Genomic DNA, 16727 nt, shown 5'->3' with positions numbered 1-16727 from the left:
CAGAAATGACATTTTAAGAGCTTTTAATACAGCTTTTTAGGAGGTGTATTCGGAAGGAATATTACTCGCCGTAGATGCCTATTTCCAGGTCTCCATCCCGGTTCATTTTTGCGCGATACATTCCGGCGGTATTAAATTCCATGGCGACATTTCCATTGTGATCTATTGCAATAATGCCACCGTCTCCGCCCAATGCCGGGACCTTTTCTTGGATTACTTCCCTTGCGGCATCCTCCAGGCTTAATCCGCCGTATTCCATAAGTGCCGAAATATCATAGGCCACCATACCGCGGATGAAGAATTCGCCCCAGCCCGTGCTAGATACCGCCACGGTTTTATTATTGGCGTAGGTACCCGCGCCAATTATAGGGGCGTCGCCAATGCGGTTGTATCTTTTGTTGGTCATTCCGCCGGTAGAGGTTCCTGCGGCAAGATTTCCGTGTTTATCGAGCGCAGCACAACCCACAGTTCCAAATTTGGAATCTTTAATATAGGGATCCAAAAATGCTGTTTTTTGATCGTCATGGTCCAGCTGTGTTTTCTCCTGTTCCCTAATACGCTGCAGACTCCTGTACCGGTTTTCGGTATAAAAATATTGCGGGTCTACGATCTCGATGCCCTGTTCTTTGGCAAATCTTTCGGCGCCTTTACCGGCCAGCATCACGTGTTCAGAATTTACCATGACTTCATAAGCCAGGTTGATGGGGTTCTTGATGGTAGTGACCCCGGCCACTGCGCCTGCATTGAGGTTAGAGCCGTCCATAATTGATGCATCGAGCTCATTAGTGCCTTCGTTGGTGAAAACAGCACCTTTCCCGGCGTTAAACAATGGCGAATCTTCCATCACATTAATGGTTCTTTGCACGGCTTCTACCGCAGTACCGCCATTGGCCAGGATCTCATGTCCTGTTCTTATGGCTTCTTCAAGCTTTGCCCGGTATTGCTGCTCCAGGCTGTCGCTCATATTTTCTTTTAAGATGGTGCCGGCGCCACCGTGAATCACAATCCCAAAGTTGGGTGCTGTATCTTTCTCTTCGGAAGCTGCTTCAGGGGTTGCCCCCTCTACCTTACTTTGTTTTTCAGCATTATTACAGGCCAGGGTGCCAAAAATGGCAAAAACGAGAAGTATTTTTTTCATAACCGGAAGTTTTTCAGCAGGAAAGTTATAAAAAAAGAGCGGTATCACAGCAAGTAATGCTTTGGGTGGTGCTTCAGGAAAAGATTGCGTAAATTTAAGGTCCAAAAATAGAGACATGGCAATTTCAAAACCTTTTAATTTAAATAAGTGGATAGCGCAGAACCGGGATCTTCTAAAACCGCCTGTGGCCAATAAAAGCATCTATCCCGACGCCGAAGATTATATTGTAATGGTAGTGGGCGGCCCAAACTCGCGGAAAGATTACCATTACAACGAAACCGAAGAGTTGTTTTACCAGCTGGAGGGGCAAATAAAAGTGCACGTTCAGGAAGAGGGTCAAAAAAGGACTTTTGAGCTGGGGCCCGGCGATATGTATCTCAACCCCGCAAAAGTGCCGCATTCGCCCGAGCGTACAGAGGGTTCTGTAGGGCTTGTGGTGGAGCGAAGAAGGATAGAGCTTGATGCTAAAGACGGTTTATTGTGGTTTTGTGAAAACTGTAATAATAAATTATATGAAGTCTATTTCCCGCTGAATGATATCGAGAATGATTTTCAGAAGCATTTTGAACATTTCTACAACAGTGAGGAACTGCGCACCTGTAACAACTGCGGAACGGTGATGGAAAAGCCGAAGTAGGGGTTTAAACAAGGCTTTCCTCTTTAATTTTTTTATATTCGCAACTATCCAAACAAAAACATACTAAAACAACAACAAGAATGAGCGCAATTGCTGAAAAATTCGGAATAAATCAGGCTTTAAAAGATCTTGGTCTTAATGTAGACAAGGTGAACAACGGTACTTCTACCGGGAAGGAATGGTTTTCTTCGGGAGAGGTCATCGAATCTTACTCCCCGGTTGACGGAGCTTTAATTGGAAAAGTAAAGTCTACTACCCGCGAAGATTATGAACGCACCATCAAAACTGCACAGGAAGCTTTTAAAGCCTGGAGAACAATGCCTTCGCCTCAAAGAGGGGAAATAGTAAGGAAATTTAATGACGAATTGCGCCGCTTAAAAGAGCCTCTTGGGAAACTGGTTTCTTATGAAATGGGAAAATCTTACCAGGAAGGGCTGGGAGAAGTACAGGAGATGATCGATATCTGTGATTTTGCAGTGGGATTAAGCCGGCAGTTGCACGGGCTTACCATGCACTCAGAACGGCCCGGGCACCGCATGTACGAACAGTACCATCCGCTGGGGATAGTGGGAGTGATCTCGGCTTTTAATTTCCCTGTAGCTGTATGGTCGTGGAACACCGCTCTTGCCTGGGTATGTGGCGATGTATGCGTGTGGAAAGGATCTGAAAAGACCCCTTTAACCTCTGTGGCCTGCCAGAATATTGCAGCCAAAGTTTTCTCAGAAAACGGACTTCCTGAAGGTATTTCCTGTTTGATCACCGGAGACTACAAAGTTGGTGAAATGATGACCAATGATAAAAGGGTTCCTTTGCTATCTGCAACCGGGTCTATAAGAATGGGTAAAATAGTTGCCCAGGCAGTTGCTGCAAGACTTGGAAAATCTCTTCTGGAACTTGGTGGAAACAATGCCATCATTGTAACTCCCGATGCCAATATTAAAAATACAGTGATTGGAGCCGTTTTTGGAGCCGTGGGAACTTGCGGGCAACGCTGTACTTCAACCCGTAGATTAATTGTGCACGAAGATGTTTACGACCAGGTGAAGAACGCTATTGTTGATGCCTATAAGCAAATACGAATTGGTAACCCATTAGATGAAAATAACCATGTAGGGCCACTTATCGATAAGGACGCGGTTAAAAATTACCAGGCTGCTTTAGACAAAGTAGTTGAAGAAGGCGGAAACATCCTTGTAGAAGGTGGGGTGCTTGAAGGTGAGGGTTATGAAAGTGGATGCTATGTAAAACCGGCAATTGCTGAAGCCAAAAATGAATTTGAGATTGTACAACACGAAACCTTTGCTCCGGTCTTATACATTATGAAGTATTCGGGAGATCTCGAAAATGCGCTGGAACTTCAAAATGGAGTGGTACAGGGATTATCATCTGCAATTATGACCAACAACCTAAGAGAGGCTGAAAGATTCCTTTCGGTAGAAGGATCTGACTGCGGAATCGCCAATGTGAACATAGGAACCTCGGGCGCCGAGATTGGTGGAGCCTTTGGAGGTGAGAAAGAAACCGGTGGTGGTAGAGAATCAGGTTCTGATGCCTGGAAGGTCTATATGCGCCGACAAACAAATACGATCAACTACACGACTGAACTGCCACTGGCGCAGGGAATCAAGTTTGATTTGTAAGAGCTAAACACGCTGAAACAATAAAGAGGCTGTCCCGAAAGACAGCCTCTTTATTTTAGCATTTTTGGAACCTTATTTTAGTGCAGGTTCTCTTTCAGTTTTTACCGGGTAATCTAAATATCCTTCTTTTCCGGGGGTGTAGAAGGTTTTCTCATCCCATTCGGTTAGTTCAACGCCCTGTTCAAACCGCTCTACCAGGTCGGGGTTTGAAACGTAAGGTTTTCCGAAGGCTACAAGATCGGCATTGCCTGCTTTCAGAACGGTATTTCCACTTTCCTGGTCAAAGTTGGTATTGATCATTAAAGTCCCGTTATACATAGGCCTGTAACGTTTCGCGATCTCAGTTTCAGCAAAAGGAAGATCGGAAACATCATTAAAAGGTTCAGAAAGGTGAAGGTAAGCCAGGTTGTAATCATTCAGCTTCTTAATGATGTAATCAAAAGTAGGAATGGTTTCTTCATCCATGGTCATCCCAAAGATCCCGTGCAGGGAAGGGTTAAGGCGCAGGCCAATTTTCTCTTCGGGCATTACTTCTTTAATGGCGTCAATCACTTCAAAAAGGATCTTTGCACGGTTTTCAATGCTGCCACCATACTCATCGGTGCGTTGGTTTGAGGTTCCATTAAAGAACTGGTGCAGCAAATAACCATTTGAGGAATGGATTTCTACCCCGTCAAAACCGGCTTTCATGGCGTTTGCAGCGGCTTGTTTAAAATCCTGCACGGTAGATTTGATTTCCTCCACGCTCATTTCTTTTGGCGTGACCGTGTCTTTTAAACCTTCGGAAGTGAAGGATTTTGAATTTGGATTTATGGCTGAAGGTGCCACGGGTAAATTTCCGTTGTGAAAATCGGGGTGAGACATTCTACCCACATGCCAAAGCTGTATAAAGATCTTTCCGTCGGCTTCATGAACTTTATCGGTGACTTCTTTCCAGCCTTGAATTTGTTCTTCAGAATGGATCCCCGGCGTATTGATATAACCCACGGCCTGTTTAGAGATTTGGGCCCCTTCGGTAATGATGAGTCCGGCGCTGGCCCGTTGTTTATAATACTCCCCCTGAAGTTCTCCGGTAGGTTTATTTTCAGCGTTTGTGGCCCGGCTTCGTGTCATGGGAGCCATGACCACGCGGTTTTTCAGGTTCAAACTTCCTTTATTATACGGTTGTAATAGTGCTTGTTCTTTGTTCATATCTATAATTTTATTTGTCTTGTTATGAGGTTAATCCTCAACAGTGTAAAGGTAATAAAGGCCTGGCGGGTTAGAATTGATGTATGTCAAAGGAAAGGGTTAAAGTATGTTAAGTTAAGCCTGTTAAAACCCTTGCGTAGAAAAACCACTTCTTTTAAAGTGACAGATTCTTTATCTTAGAACAAACTAAACCAACTACTCAAATGAAAAGAATCTTTACAGTCTTGTTGTTTATCGGCCTTATTTTCTCCTGCGTCCCCGAAGATCATGTTCTGGAACTGGAACTTGTCAACAATACTTCTGAAACAGTTAAAAACCTGCGGGTCTTCACTGCCGGGGAAAAAGTAAGTTTTGAGGTCGATGCCTTGCCGGCAGGGCAGGAAATAGCGCATACCCTTCAGGTGCCCGGAGATGCTGTTGATGGTAAGTACACCTTCAGGTTTACCCGCAACAACGGAAAAGAAGAATCGGTTACCGGAAGTTATCTCCAGGAGGGAGACGATTATTTTAAGAAGACCCTGGTTTTTGACATTCAGCAGAATGCGGTCAACGTGAGCCACAAGAATCTGGAGGTAAAGTAGAGATTCAGGAATAACAGGAGCGGTTATTTCCGAAGAAAGGAAATGCTGCTAAGGTGTGAAAAATGGCATTTTTCGCCCCTAATTTTTCTTCAGAAAAGTAGATGCTTTGCTTGTGAATCGCGAAAGCACCATCAGTTTTTTCTTGGTGTTTATAAAGTATACTCCCGTGAGAAGAACGGCTGCGGCAATGGCCGACTGGCTTGTGATTTGTTCATCTAAAAAGTACCAGCCCAGAATCATGGCAATAACCGGATTTACATAGGTGGAAGTGGCCACTTTTTCGGGAGAGATCACCTTCAGCAGGTAATTAAAGGCTGTAAATGCTACAATACTTCCGAAGATAATGAGCAGTAGCATCGAGTATTGTACCGGGGTGCTCCAGTTGAAAGGAGAGCTCCAGGGCTCGTTGAAGGCAAGACTTGCTATGGCCAAAATGATGCCTGCTGCAAACATTTGATAGCCCGTATTGACAAAATGATTGGTTGGTAAATTTGCTTTTCCCACAAAAAGGCTTCCGTAAGACCAGCTAAGAAGACAGCAGAAGATCATGATACTTCCCAAAACTGAATTTTCTTCTGAAGTGACCTGCTTCTGGCTCACGAGTAGGTAAATACCTGTTAAGCCCAATGCGACCCCTACCATAGACATGGGCAGGATCTTTTTTCCCTCAAAAATGCGCATAAACACCAGCACTACCAGGGGTTGTGCCGAAATTATCAGGGCTGCAAAGCCGCTGTCTACATACCTGAGAGTCCAAACCACCACGCCGTTTCCAAAAGCCAGGAAAAGGAATCCCGCAATCGCGGTATTGAAGAATTGTGCGCGGGTAATTCGCAGTCTTTTGCCCATGGCACGGCTTATCCCGAATATGAGGAGGCCCGCTGTGGCAAACCTGATAGAAGCCAGCATGAATGGCGGCAACTCGGTCACCGCGATCTTGTTGAGCAGGTAAGTGGAGCCCCAGATCACATAGATGGAGAAAAAGGCCAGAACTATAAAAAGCGGATTTTTGGTGGTACCCATGCTAAAAATTTGCTGTGCAAACTTAGCAATAAAACGGCTGCTTCAGCTACCGCGATTTTTTCTTTAAAAAACAGGATTCCTGTGGATAGTTTTTGAAAAATCTTCAGCAGGAAAATTGATTTCCTTTTTAGACATAATTTTTACTGAAAGAGTTCCTGGAAAAGCTGCTCAAAATTGCCATTTTTGGAAGGAAACTTCCGCAGAAAGAAAACAAAAAAAAGAGGCTGTCTTTTTAAGAACAGCCTCCCAATGCTTATAACTTTCCGTTTGGTGTTACCCAGGCAAACTGGTGCGGATCTTGTGGAACTTTGATCCTCTCAGCAATTCTCGTCATCCTGTCTGGAAGTTTCATGAGGTAATCACGGGCTTTTTCGGCTTTATCTGTAAGGGAAGTCATTTTGTCAATTTCCCAGTAGTCATTCAGTTTTTGAAGGATCTCGATGTAATCTTGTGTAGTGTAGACGCCAAGCCTTTGAGCAGCATTTGAGAAGTTTTCAAAAGCCTCGCCAATGCCCTGGCCACTCTCTCTAATGAACTGGGCAGGCATAACGATCTTCTTTTTCATCATATCTTCAAAAGCAAGCATCATCTCACTTGGATCGTACTCAAAAATGGTCTTTACAAACTCCCTGTAGGCAAGGTGGTGACGCATTTCGTCTCCCGCGATGATGTTACACATCTTGGCCAGCATTTTATTACCTTTCTTTCTCGCAAGTTGCCCTACTCGTTTGTGAGAAATATTGGTTGCCAGTTCCTGGAAGCTGGTATATACGAAATTGCGGTAAGGATCACGCCCGGTACCAATGTCAAAACCATCATTAATGAGGTGTTGCGTGGTTTTTTCCACTTCCCTCATGTTTACTCTTCCCGATAAATAAAGGTATTTATTGAGTGTATCTCCATGACGGTTCTCTTCGCCGGTCCAGTGGCGAATCCATTTAGCCCATCCGTTTTGATTCCCTTTTGAGGCCCCGTGTTGTTCTACACCTTCCATGTCCATAAGCCAGGATTCGTAAGTAGGCAGGGCTTCTTCGGTGACCATATCGGCTACGAGCACCACCCAGAAATCGTATCCGAGTTCCTGTGCTTCTTCACGGATCTGGGTCACTTCTTCAAAGAAATTCTCTTTCTGCGAATTTGGCAAAAGATCTGTAGGCTGCCAGATATCTTCCACCGGAATGAGATACTTTTCTACAAATTCATCGATAGACTTTTCAACAGTCTTCATTACTTCTAATCTAATATTCTCTAGCGCCATATAGGTAGGGTGTTTTTCATGGTTATATTCTCAAGAACCGAACCATTATAATTTTGGTAATCTACAAAGATAGAAAGTTAATAGAGGAGAGCGTTAAAAAAATTCTTAATTTCTACCCGATTCGTCAGGATAAAGGCTATGTACCGGGTCACTTTGAACCACTTTTTTTGAATTTACATCGAGTAAAGATAGCTTTCCCATAAAGGCCGCACCGGTGTCTATGTTAAAAACATTTGCAAAATTCGCAGGTTTGTCTTCACCAATCCTGGTAACCGGCGTATGGCCAATATAGATCTCCCTGAATAGCTCCAGGCGTTTTGGATAATGCGTTTCTCCCGGCTTTAATGCGGGATTAACAGCCATGGCCATTTCCCAGAGGGTGCGGTCCCAGTAGAACGGCGTGGGGGTATATTCCTCTTCGGGGCCTTTTTGATTGGTGAACCCGGCGTGTACAAAAAGCCGGTTTTCGGCATCAATATAATAATTGACCATTTCTTCAAAGAACCTGATGTGCTCCTGTTTTTCTTTATTGGTAAATCTACGGTAGGCATCAATGCTCGACTGCCCCCCGTGTTGCAGCCATTTATCATTCAGCTCGCCGGTTTTTAACCAACGGTGGGTGAGGTCGTCATGGTTTCCGCGTAAAAAAATGCAGGTGTTTTGTTTTGAAAATTCTATTAGATAGGAAACCACATTGGCCGAATCGCTCCAGCCATCTACATAATCTCCCAGGAATATGATCTTATCATCTGGCGTTATTTTGGCCCTTTCCAGTAATTGAACAAGCGCTTTTAAACCTCCATGAATATCTCCTATTACAAGAGTCCTTTTCATTTAATTATATTTTACTTTCCTCAATATCCGCAGGCTTTCCTTGTACTGCTGATATATTCTTTCATCAAAATTTTTCAGTTCTTCTTTAGCATCTTCCAGCCTGTCAAGGGCTTCGCTAAAGCCGTTGAAATGACATAATAAATAAGTGGCAGGCACATTATAAAGGTCTTTTTCTTCGGAAGGGGTCAGCTGCAAGTTTTGTTTCAGCTTTTGTACCAGTGCAATATTGGAATTGTAGATGTGGTAAAGCGTTCTTTTCTCGAATTGCGGAGGTTCAAAAAGCATGTTGGTTTTAATCTCGTAAGTGGCATTATCCTTAAAGAGGATCTTTACTTCTTCAAGCGGATAGTATTTAAACCTGTCATTAAGCCCCAGTTTTACATACTCCAAAATGGTAAAAAGGTCTTCAGAAATATTAATGCTCACCTCATCAAGTTCAGAATAAAAAAGTTTTACCTGCTCATTAATAAGTTCAATATCTACTCTCGAGTAGTAAACTTCCTGGTTGATTTCTTTCTTCTTGCCGCTCCAGCACACTACAAAGTACTCTTTAAAAACCTTATACTCGGGGCTCAGGTTCTCATGTTTTCCCATGAAGTCGAATACCCCGTCAAGGGTAAGTTGTACGTTATTCTGAGAATGCGCCTCAATGGCACCCACTACTTCTGAATTATCGCTTTGAATGCCCCGGGAAAATTCTGAAGCTATGCTTATGCTGCCTTCCCTGAAGAATGTACTGCCCGCAGGATACTTCCAGATGCCTTTTCGCAACGAACAGGTTGTACCTTTGTTGGGTTTAATGGTCACCAATCCCACCACCATGTCGTGGGGCAAATGCGGGAATGGAATATTCTCATAGGCTACCAGCGGAGGGTTCTTGAGATAGGCATTCACGAGGTTCTGGATCTTGCTGTCGTCAAAAAAATCTACTCCCTGTATTTCGTTGTCGGCGTCTTCTACGCCAATCACCATATAAGAATTATTGTTGGGGTTGGAATTGGCAAGGGCGCATATATGTTTTAAAAATTTGGCCTTTCCTTCTTTTTCCCCCAGGTTGATCTGGCGCTTTTTATCGTAAAAACTATTTTCGCTGTTATGCGCAAGCAGGTTTTTGATAAGAAGGCGCTTATTAATCATTTCTTCCTATTCCTTGTGCACAATGGTAGAAGTTGCCTGTGCGGTAGGCAGTACCAGCAGGTCGGCAATGTTCACATGTGGCGGGCGGGTCACCACAAAAGCTACGATCTCGGCAATGTCTTCAGGTTTAAGGGCATTAAAGCCAGTGTATACAGATTTTGCCCTTTCGGAATCTCCTTTAAACCTCACTTCACTAAAGTTGGTCTCTACCAGCCCCGGGTTAATGGCGCCCACTCTTATCCCCTTTCCGTTGAGGTCTATGCGCATTCCCTGGTTTATAGCATCAACAGCGTGTTTGCTGGCGCTGTATACGTTCCCGTTTGGGTAAACTTCTTTTCCCGCCAGTGAGCCAATATTGATGATGTCTCCGGCGCCCCTTTCCACCATCTGCGGAATGATCTCCCGGCTTACGTACAACAGGCCTTTTACATTAATATCTATCATTGCGTCCCAGTCTTCAATGTTCCCCGTTTGAATTGGGTCAAGACCGTGGGCATTTCCTGCATTATTAATCAGTACATCAATGGTCTTAAAGTCCTGCGGAAGGCTTTGGATGGCCTCCTTCACCTTTTCTTTATCTCTCACGTCAAACTGAAGGATGTGAACTTCAGTTTTACCGCTTAGTTCATTTTTTAAGGTCTCCAGGGCTTCTTTTCTTCTGCCGCAAATAACCAGGCGATAACCTGCACCGGCCAGTGCTTTCGCGGTTGCTTTGCCAATTCCACTACTGGCGCCGGTGACTAAAGCTGTTTTGTTCATAGGTGTCAAAAAAGTGTTTTTTTCAAAGTCTTTCCGGCAGCTTTTTAAAATCCTCTTCAATGATAGAGGTATGGAAAGCTTTATATGCCGAATCTATTATCGCTTCAGAATTTCCTTTAATCACAGCATGAAACTGGGCTTTGTGGTGCAGTAACCATGCAAAAAGCAGCTCTTTTGGGCGCAGGTTGTACTTTCCGGCGGCTTTTTGGAGCTCTTCATGCTCATTTTCCCAGTCCCCGCTTTCAGGAATGATCATTTGAGTGATCCCTTCGGAAGCAGCTTCAGCTAAGGTAAGGCTTTTCACGGTTGCGGGTGTAAAACTGAAGGCAGAAAGTGTGGCGCTGGCAGGAAAATCTTCCAAAAATGCCTTTTTCTCTCCCAGGCGTTTTTCCACTATTCCAACTTCCACAATCTTACCCACTGCCCTTAGCTTTTTTATAGCCGAAAGAAGGACTTCTGATGGTACGTCAAAATCGAGAAGCAATAGATCGAGGTAGTCGGTATCCAGAAGTTCGAGAATTTCATCTACCCGGTCAAAAATAGCTTGTTCTTCTGTAAGATTTGTACCGGGACAGGCTGCTATTTGTACCTGGTCACGGCTTAATCCGCTCTCGCTAAATGCAGCTCCCAGGTCATGAGTGTAGCTTTGGGTCCCGGAAAGGTCAATTAAAAAACTGGTGATTCCTTTTTCCACGCAATGTTGAAAAAGCTGAATTTTCTTTCCTTTTGAAAGTTGTTGCCAGGCTTCAGGATCCTGAATAATACGGGAATAAGAATTTCTTTGCCTCATGTTTTAAAAGTAATGAACTCTATTCTTCTACGAAGGAGGCGGATTGTTAAAGAATTCGAAGGAGAGTTAAAAAGAGTTAAACTTCGTTTATCGATAGATTAAACCCTTTCATCGAGCGTTATCATGCCTAAACCAAAACAAATCATTTATGAAAAAGTATCATTTATTTTTATTCTTTTCTGCCCTGCTTAGCGGGCTTGTTAGTTGTAGTTCAGATGACGATGCCAGTGGTTCCGACAGGGGTACTGCAAGAGTGGCAGTAGAACTAACCGATGCTCCCGGTGATTACAAGCACGTATACGTGGAAGTTGAAGATGTAATGATAAAAACAATCACCGAAGGTAATGACGAAGAAGGCTGGACGAGCCTTGAAGGAGTGAACACAGGAGTAATTGATCTTTTAAGCCTTACAGGTGGTGTGACCGAATTATTGGTAGACACCGAAATTGAAGCCGGTTACCTTCACCAGATAAGACTTATATTAGGTGGTGACAACAGTGTTGTTGTTATGAATGGAGATGTAGAGCAGGAATTTGCTTTGAAAACCCCGAGCGGTCAACAATCTGGCTTGAAAGTAATGGTGGGGCAGGAACTGGAAGCAAATGCCGAGTACACTTTTATTCTTGATTTTGATGTAGACCAATCTGTGAAAAATACTTCAGCCGATGGTTACAACCTTCACCCTGTAATAAGAATGGCAGTTGAAGAGAAATCAGGTTCTATTATGGGGAGCGTACATCCAACTACAGAGCAGGCTTTGATCAAAGTTCAAAACGCTACTGTGAATGCTTCTGCTTATACCGATGCCAATGGAAAGTTTGAAGTACACGGGCTGCCTGCAGGTACTTATAAAGTTACCGCTGTCCCTGCCGAAGGTTCCGGGCTTAATTCTGCAGTAGTGAATAACGTTGAGGTTGAACAGGGGGAAACAGTGCCTCTTGATCCTATGTTCCTTGACGGAGAGTAAATAAGTCTTTAAAAAAGCATTTTTAAAGCAGCGGTAACCCCGCTGCTTTTTTTGTTTTAACAAAAATTTAAGATACTTTGGTTGAATATTTGCTGAGGTTGCGCCGTTGACAATAGATAAGTATCTTCACCTAAATAAAATTTTTTATCCATGCAGGAAAATAACAGCTCGGTAGACATAGCCAGTATCAATGAAAAAATTGAGCGCGAAAGTGCCTTTGTTGATATTTTAAGTTCAGAAATGAAGAAGGTCATTGTGGGCCAGAAGCATATGGTTGAACGTCTGTTAATTGGTTTGCTGGGCCAGGGGCATATTCTTCTTGAAGGTGTGCCGGGGCTGGCAAAAACCCTTGCTATTAATACGCTGTCACAAGCCGTACATGGTTCCTTCAGCCGTATACAGTTTACACCCGATCTTCTTCCGGCAGATGTTGTAGGTACCCTTATATACAATATGAAGCTGAATGATTTCAGCATAAAGAAAGGGCCCATCTTTGCAAATTTCGTGCTTGCCGATGAGATTAACCGGGCGCCGGCCAAAGTGCAGTCGGCTTTGCTGGAAGCCATGCAGGAAAAGCAGGTGACCATTGGGGAAGAGACCTTTGTGCTGGACAGGCCGTTTTTAGTAATGGCAACCCAGAACCCGGTAGAGCAGGAAGGAACTTATCCGCTGCCCGAGGCGCAGGTTGACCGTTTTATGCTGAAAACCGTCATTAAATATCCTGAAATGGCCGATGAGCAAATGATCATTCGTGCCAATTTAAAAGGTAGTTTTGAAAAGGTGAATCCGGTGGTGAGCCTGGATCAAATTGCCAGAGCCCAGCAAGCGGTGCGCGAGGTTTATATGGATGAAAAGATCGAAAAATATATCCTGGATATCGTTTTTGCAACTCGTTTCCCTGAAAAGTACGGACTTGAAAGTCTTAAGCCTTTAATCAACTTTGGTGCTTCGCCAAGGGGAAGTATCAACCTGGCAACGGCGGCAAAATGCTACGCCTTTATCAAGCGCAGGGGTTATGTGGTGCCCGAAGATGTTCGCGCCATAGTACACGATGTGCTGCGCCACAGGATTGGAATTACCTATGAAGCCGAAGCCGAAAATGTAACTTCTGAAGATATCATCAACAAGATCGTCAACGAGATCGAAGTACCTTAAACAATGAACAATTAGCAATTAGCAATGAACAGAATTTGAAGGTCTGTCAGCTGTTAATTAGTCACTGATAATTGTTTATTGATCATTGTCAATTGAAGAAATGGATACTAAGGAGTTACTCAAGAAAGTACGAAAAATAGAGATTAAGACCCGCCGGTTAAGTGACCACATTTTTGGCGGGGAATATCACTCTACCTTCAAAGGGCGGGGAATGACCTTTAGCGAGGTACGCCAGTATCAGTTTGGGGATGATGTAAGGAATATTGACTGGAATGTTACTGCCCGCTATTCTGAACCTTTTGTGAAGGTGTTCGAAGAGGAGCGCGAGCTTACCATGATGTTGGTGGTTGACGTTTCCGGCTCCGGATTGTTTGGTACCCGCAATGGGTTCAAGCAGGACATTATTACTGAAATTGCCGCTACTTTGGCATTTTCGGCTACCCAAAACAATGATAAGATAGGGCTTATCCTGTTTTCAGATATTATTGAACTTTATATTCCGCCTAAAAAAGGGCGTTCTCATGTACTTCGTATTATCCGCGAACTGCTGGAATTTGAACCTAAAAGCCAAAAGACCAACCTGGAAAATGCCCTGAGCTACCTTTCACGCGTCATGAAGAAGAAGGCCATTGTATTTGTGCTTTCCGATTTTATTGCTGAAGATTATCAGCGTACCCTAAAGATCACCAGTGGTAGGCATGATGTGACCGGGATTAGGGTTTATGACGAGCGCGAGGAAGAGATTCCTAACCTGGGAATGGTCGCCATGCAGGATGAAGAAACCGGAAAAAGGATACTTGTAGATACTTCTTCCAAATCAGTGCGCCGCAATTATTCGAAGTATTACCACGAAAGGGTGGAATATTTTACTGAAAGCTTCCGAAGAAGTGGAGCGGGAAGCCTTAGCACCCGTGTAGATGAAAGTTATGTAAAAAAATTACTGGGCTATTTCAAGGCCAGATAAAAGAATACCAATGCAAAAAATAGTAAGGCAGAATGGCATTTTTGACACCCCCGCGAAGAGCGTTCTCTTTTTCTGCCTGTGTACATTTTTTCTGCTGCTTAACAATTTTAGGGGGCAGGCACAGGAAGTTTCTGCTTCCGTAGACACCACTACGATAAAGATAGGGGAGCAGATCACCTATAAACTGGCTGTGGAAACCAGTCGTGAAGACCTGGTTGTTTTTCCCGAAGGGCAGAGCTTCTCTCCGCTCGAAATGATAGAGACTTTTGCAATAGACACCAGCGAGATAAGCGACCGTTACCGCCTTACCCGCGAATATGCGCTTACTCAGTTTGATTCTGGCAGCTATTCTATTCCGCGGCAGCGTGTTTTAATAAACGACAGGGAATTTCGCACCGATTCGTTTTCGGTGGTAGTGAATGATGTGGTAGTTGATACTACCAAACAAAAAATGTTTCCCATAAAACCTGCTGTTGAAGTACCGCCGGCCTTTGGTGTTCCCACCTGGCTCTGGTGGCTGCTGGGGCTTATTCTTTTGGGGATAGTAGCATATCTGCTTTACAGGAGCAGGAAAAAGAGAAAAGAGGCTGCAAAACAGCTTCCGCCTTATGAGCGTGCACTTTTTGAGCTAAAGCAGCTGGACGATTCTCATCTTTTGGAGCAACGGGAAATAAAAGAATACTACTCCCAGCTCTCTGCCGCAGTAAGGCGATACCTTGATGGAGAGATCTATGACCATGCACTGGAAAGTACCACCAATGAGCTTATCACCTACCTTGAAGCCGAAAGAGACAAGGGTAAACTGAAACTGGAAAACACCACCATTAGCCGCTTAAAAGAAATACTGGAAAGAGCCGATCTTGCAAAATTTGCCAACTCCAAACCCGATGTGCTTACGGCAAAAGAAGACCGCAGCAGTGTTGAAAATGTTATAAAAGACACTAAAGCTTCTATCCCGCAGCCAACAGAAGAAGAACTGTTGAGAGATCGTGAATACAGGGAGCGACTTGAAAGAAAAAGGAAGGTCAAAAAGATCATTTTTGGGATCGTTGCAGTTGTACTTCTTATAAGTGCAGGTGCTGCATACCTCATTTCTACCCGCGGGATAGAATATTTCACAGACACCTACATTGGGAACAGCAGTAAAGAGATGCTTGAGAGCGATTGGATCTCCAGTGAATATGGTACGCCGTCTGTTACTATTGCCACGCCCGATGTGTTGGTAAGAAATATCCGCGATAGCGTAGGAATGTCGCAGGGCAAAGAGACCTTTAACTTTGGCAGCCTTGATACCAACCTGTTTGTAAGTGTAAGTACGCGCCCCGCCAGTGAAGATTTTGATGTGGAGATGGCTGTAGAAGATGTTTATGCCTTCCTTGAGGCTAACGGTGCAAAGAACATCATCACCAAACAGGAAGGTTATGAAACTTTGAACGGAGCTCCCGGTTTCAAAATATTTGGAACCATGAGCCTTCAAAAAGATGAAAAATCACAACCTGTTTCCAAAGAATACACTATCCTAAACTTCGGAATGGGAGAAGGATTCCAGCAGGTGGTAGTGATCTATAATGAAAATGACAAATATGCCGATGAGATCGCCCAGCGCATCACCACATCGGTTGAACTTATAAACAACAGCAATTAATGTTCGAAAGATTAGTTTTTGAAGATCCGCAGTTCTTTTGGTTATTGTTGCTTTTGCCACTGGCCCTGGGCTGGTACATTTGGAAACGACACCGGCAAACCGCCGAACTCAGGATCTCGAGCATCAAAGGTTTTGAGGCTAAACCCGGTATGTTAGGGAAGTTGCGGCCCATTCTCATGGTGCTCAGGTTGTTGGTTCTTGCGCTGGTGATCACTGCCCTGGCCAGGCCCCGCAGCGTTGATGTCTCTTCTCGTACCAGCAGCAACTTTGGTATCGACATTGTCATGGCTATAGATGTTTCGGCCAGTATGCTCGCACGCGATTTAGATCCCAACCGGCTGGAAGCTACAAAAGAAGTGGCAGCCGATTTTGTGAAAAACCGTCCTGCAGATAGAATTGGGCTAGTAGTCTATGCCGGGGAAAGTTTTACCCAAACCCCAATTACAAGTGATAAGAGTATAGTGCTAAGTGCGCTTGAAGATATTGAATACAATAATGTACTCGAAAATGGTACCGCAATTGGAATGGGCCTCGCTACAGCAGTAAATAGATTAAAAGACAGCAAAGCCGAAAGTAAAGTAGTGATCCTGCTTACCGACGGGATGAACAATGCCGGTTTTATAGATCCAAAGATTGCCAGCGAACTGGCAGTGGAATTTGGGATTAAGGTTTATACCATTGGAGTGGGAAGTAATGGAACCGCACTTTCTCCCATAGCAATTTTACCTAACGGAAGTTTCCAGTACGGCAGGGTACCGGTAGAGATCGATGAAGCTCTTTTAAAAGATATTTCTGAAACCACGGGTGGAAAATACTTCCGGGCGACCGATAATAAGTCCCTCGAGGCAATTTATGATGAGATAGATGAATTGGAAAAAACTGAAATAGAAGAATTCAGGTTCTATAATTATGAAGAGAAATTCCGGCCTTTGATTTTACTGGCAGGATTCCTGTTATTGGTGGAAGTGCTGTTGAGATTTACTATTTTCAGAAGCTTTGTTTAAAAAG

The 16727-nt window shown here is 44.0% G+C and carries 16 protein-coding genes; 8 read left to right on the top strand and 8 right to left on the bottom strand.

Annotation, left to right across the window (positions count from 1 at the left end; genetic code table 11):
* Positions 1-61: 61 nt before the first annotated feature.
* Complete coding sequence (locus OQ279_RS02210) at positions 62-1138, bottom strand: isoaspartyl peptidase/L-asparaginase family protein (RefSeq protein WP_266068131.1); 1077 nt, start codon at positions 1136-1138, stop codon at positions 62-64.
* Positions 1139-1253: 115 nt separating this feature from the next.
* On the opposite strand from OQ279_RS02210, the gene OQ279_RS02205 reads away from it, so the two are divergent.
* Together OQ279_RS02205 and amaB are read left to right on the top strand one after the other, a co-directional pair.
* Positions 1254-1775 (top strand): 3-hydroxyanthranilate 3,4-dioxygenase, encoded by a 522-nt coding sequence (locus tag OQ279_RS02205; RefSeq protein ID WP_266068130.1) that lies wholly within the window; start codon positions 1254-1256, stop codon positions 1773-1775.
* Positions 1776-1855: 80 nt separating this feature from the next.
* Positions 1856-3415 (top strand): L-piperidine-6-carboxylate dehydrogenase, encoded by a 1560-nt coding sequence (gene amaB / locus OQ279_RS02200; RefSeq protein WP_266068129.1) that lies wholly within the window; start codon positions 1856-1858, stop codon positions 3413-3415.
* Between the two features lie 72 nt (positions 3416-3487).
* Here the strand turns inward: amaB and OQ279_RS02195 are convergent, their stop codons facing one another.
* Positions 3488-4606, bottom strand: coding sequence for an alkene reductase (locus OQ279_RS02195; RefSeq protein WP_266068128.1), 1119 nt, complete (start codon positions 4604-4606; stop codon positions 3488-3490).
* Between the two features lie 203 nt (positions 4607-4809).
* Here OQ279_RS02195 and OQ279_RS02190 point away from each other — a divergent pair, with 203 nt between their 5' ends.
* Positions 4810-5187 (top strand): hypothetical protein, encoded by a 378-nt coding sequence (locus tag OQ279_RS02190; RefSeq protein WP_266068127.1) that lies wholly within the window; start codon positions 4810-4812, stop codon positions 5185-5187.
* Between the two features lie 78 nt (positions 5188-5265).
* Here the strand turns inward: OQ279_RS02190 and OQ279_RS02185 are convergent, their stop codons facing one another.
* The 6 genes from OQ279_RS02185 to OQ279_RS02160 all read right to left on the bottom strand — a co-directional run bounded on the left by OQ279_RS02185 (position 5266) and on the right by OQ279_RS02160 (position 10988).
* Entirely contained in the window at positions 5266-6210 is a 945-nt protein-coding gene (locus OQ279_RS02185; RefSeq protein ID WP_266068126.1) for an EamA family transporter, read from the bottom strand.
* 253 nt (positions 6211-6463) lie between these two features.
* Complete coding sequence (locus OQ279_RS02180) at positions 6464-7468, bottom strand: acyl-ACP desaturase (RefSeq protein WP_266068125.1); 1005 nt, start codon at positions 7466-7468, stop codon at positions 6464-6466.
* 105 nt (positions 7469-7573) lie between these two features.
* Entirely contained in the window at positions 7574-8302 is a 729-nt protein-coding gene (locus OQ279_RS02175; RefSeq protein ID WP_266068124.1) for a metallophosphoesterase family protein, read from the bottom strand.
* Positions 8303-9439, bottom strand: a complete 1137-nt coding sequence (locus OQ279_RS02170; protein ID WP_266068123.1) for an ATP-binding protein — start codon at positions 9437-9439, stop codon at positions 8303-8305.
* Between the two features lie 6 nt (positions 9440-9445).
* Positions 9446-10198, bottom strand: a complete 753-nt coding sequence (locus tag OQ279_RS02165; protein ID WP_266068122.1) for an SDR family NAD(P)-dependent oxidoreductase — start codon at positions 10196-10198, stop codon at positions 9446-9448.
* Positions 10199-10220: 22 nt separating this feature from the next.
* Complete coding sequence (locus OQ279_RS02160) at positions 10221-10988, bottom strand: aldo/keto reductase (protein WP_266068120.1); 768 nt, start codon at positions 10986-10988, stop codon at positions 10221-10223.
* A gap of 148 nt (positions 10989-11136) precedes the next feature.
* Here OQ279_RS02160 and OQ279_RS02155 point away from each other — a divergent pair, with 148 nt between their 5' ends.
* From OQ279_RS02155 to OQ279_RS02135, 5 genes are all read left to right on the top strand, one after another.
* Positions 11137-11955, top strand: coding sequence for a DUF4382 domain-containing protein (locus OQ279_RS02155; protein WP_266068119.1), 819 nt, complete (start codon positions 11137-11139; stop codon positions 11953-11955).
* A gap of 150 nt (positions 11956-12105) precedes the next feature.
* Positions 12106-13110, top strand: coding sequence for an AAA family ATPase (locus OQ279_RS02150; RefSeq protein WP_266068118.1), 1005 nt, complete (start codon positions 12106-12108; stop codon positions 13108-13110).
* A gap of 100 nt (positions 13111-13210) precedes the next feature.
* Entirely contained in the window at positions 13211-14074 is an 864-nt protein-coding gene (locus tag OQ279_RS02145) for a DUF58 domain-containing protein (RefSeq protein ID WP_266068116.1), read from the top strand.
* Positions 14075-14084: 10 nt separating this feature from the next.
* Positions 14085-15719 carry a DUF4381 domain-containing protein gene (locus OQ279_RS02140; RefSeq protein ID WP_266068115.1) on the top strand — a complete coding sequence of 545 codons (1635 nt, stop codon included), beginning with the start codon at positions 14085-14087 and terminating at the stop codon, positions 15717-15719.
* Positions 15719-16723 (top strand): vWA domain-containing protein, encoded by a 1005-nt coding sequence (locus tag OQ279_RS02135; protein WP_266068114.1) that lies wholly within the window; start codon positions 15719-15721, stop codon positions 16721-16723. Before OQ279_RS02140 ends, OQ279_RS02135 begins: the two co-directional genes overlap by 1 nt.
* Positions 16724-16727 lie beyond the last annotated feature (4 nt).

This window comes from Salinimicrobium profundisediminis (assembly GCF_026241755.1).
Classification (GTDB): Bacteria; Bacteroidota; Bacteroidia; order Flavobacteriales; family Flavobacteriaceae; genus Salinimicrobium; species Salinimicrobium profundisediminis.
The sequence above is the reverse complement of the archived record's forward strand: the minus strand, read 5'-3'. Positions and strand labels throughout refer to the sequence as shown.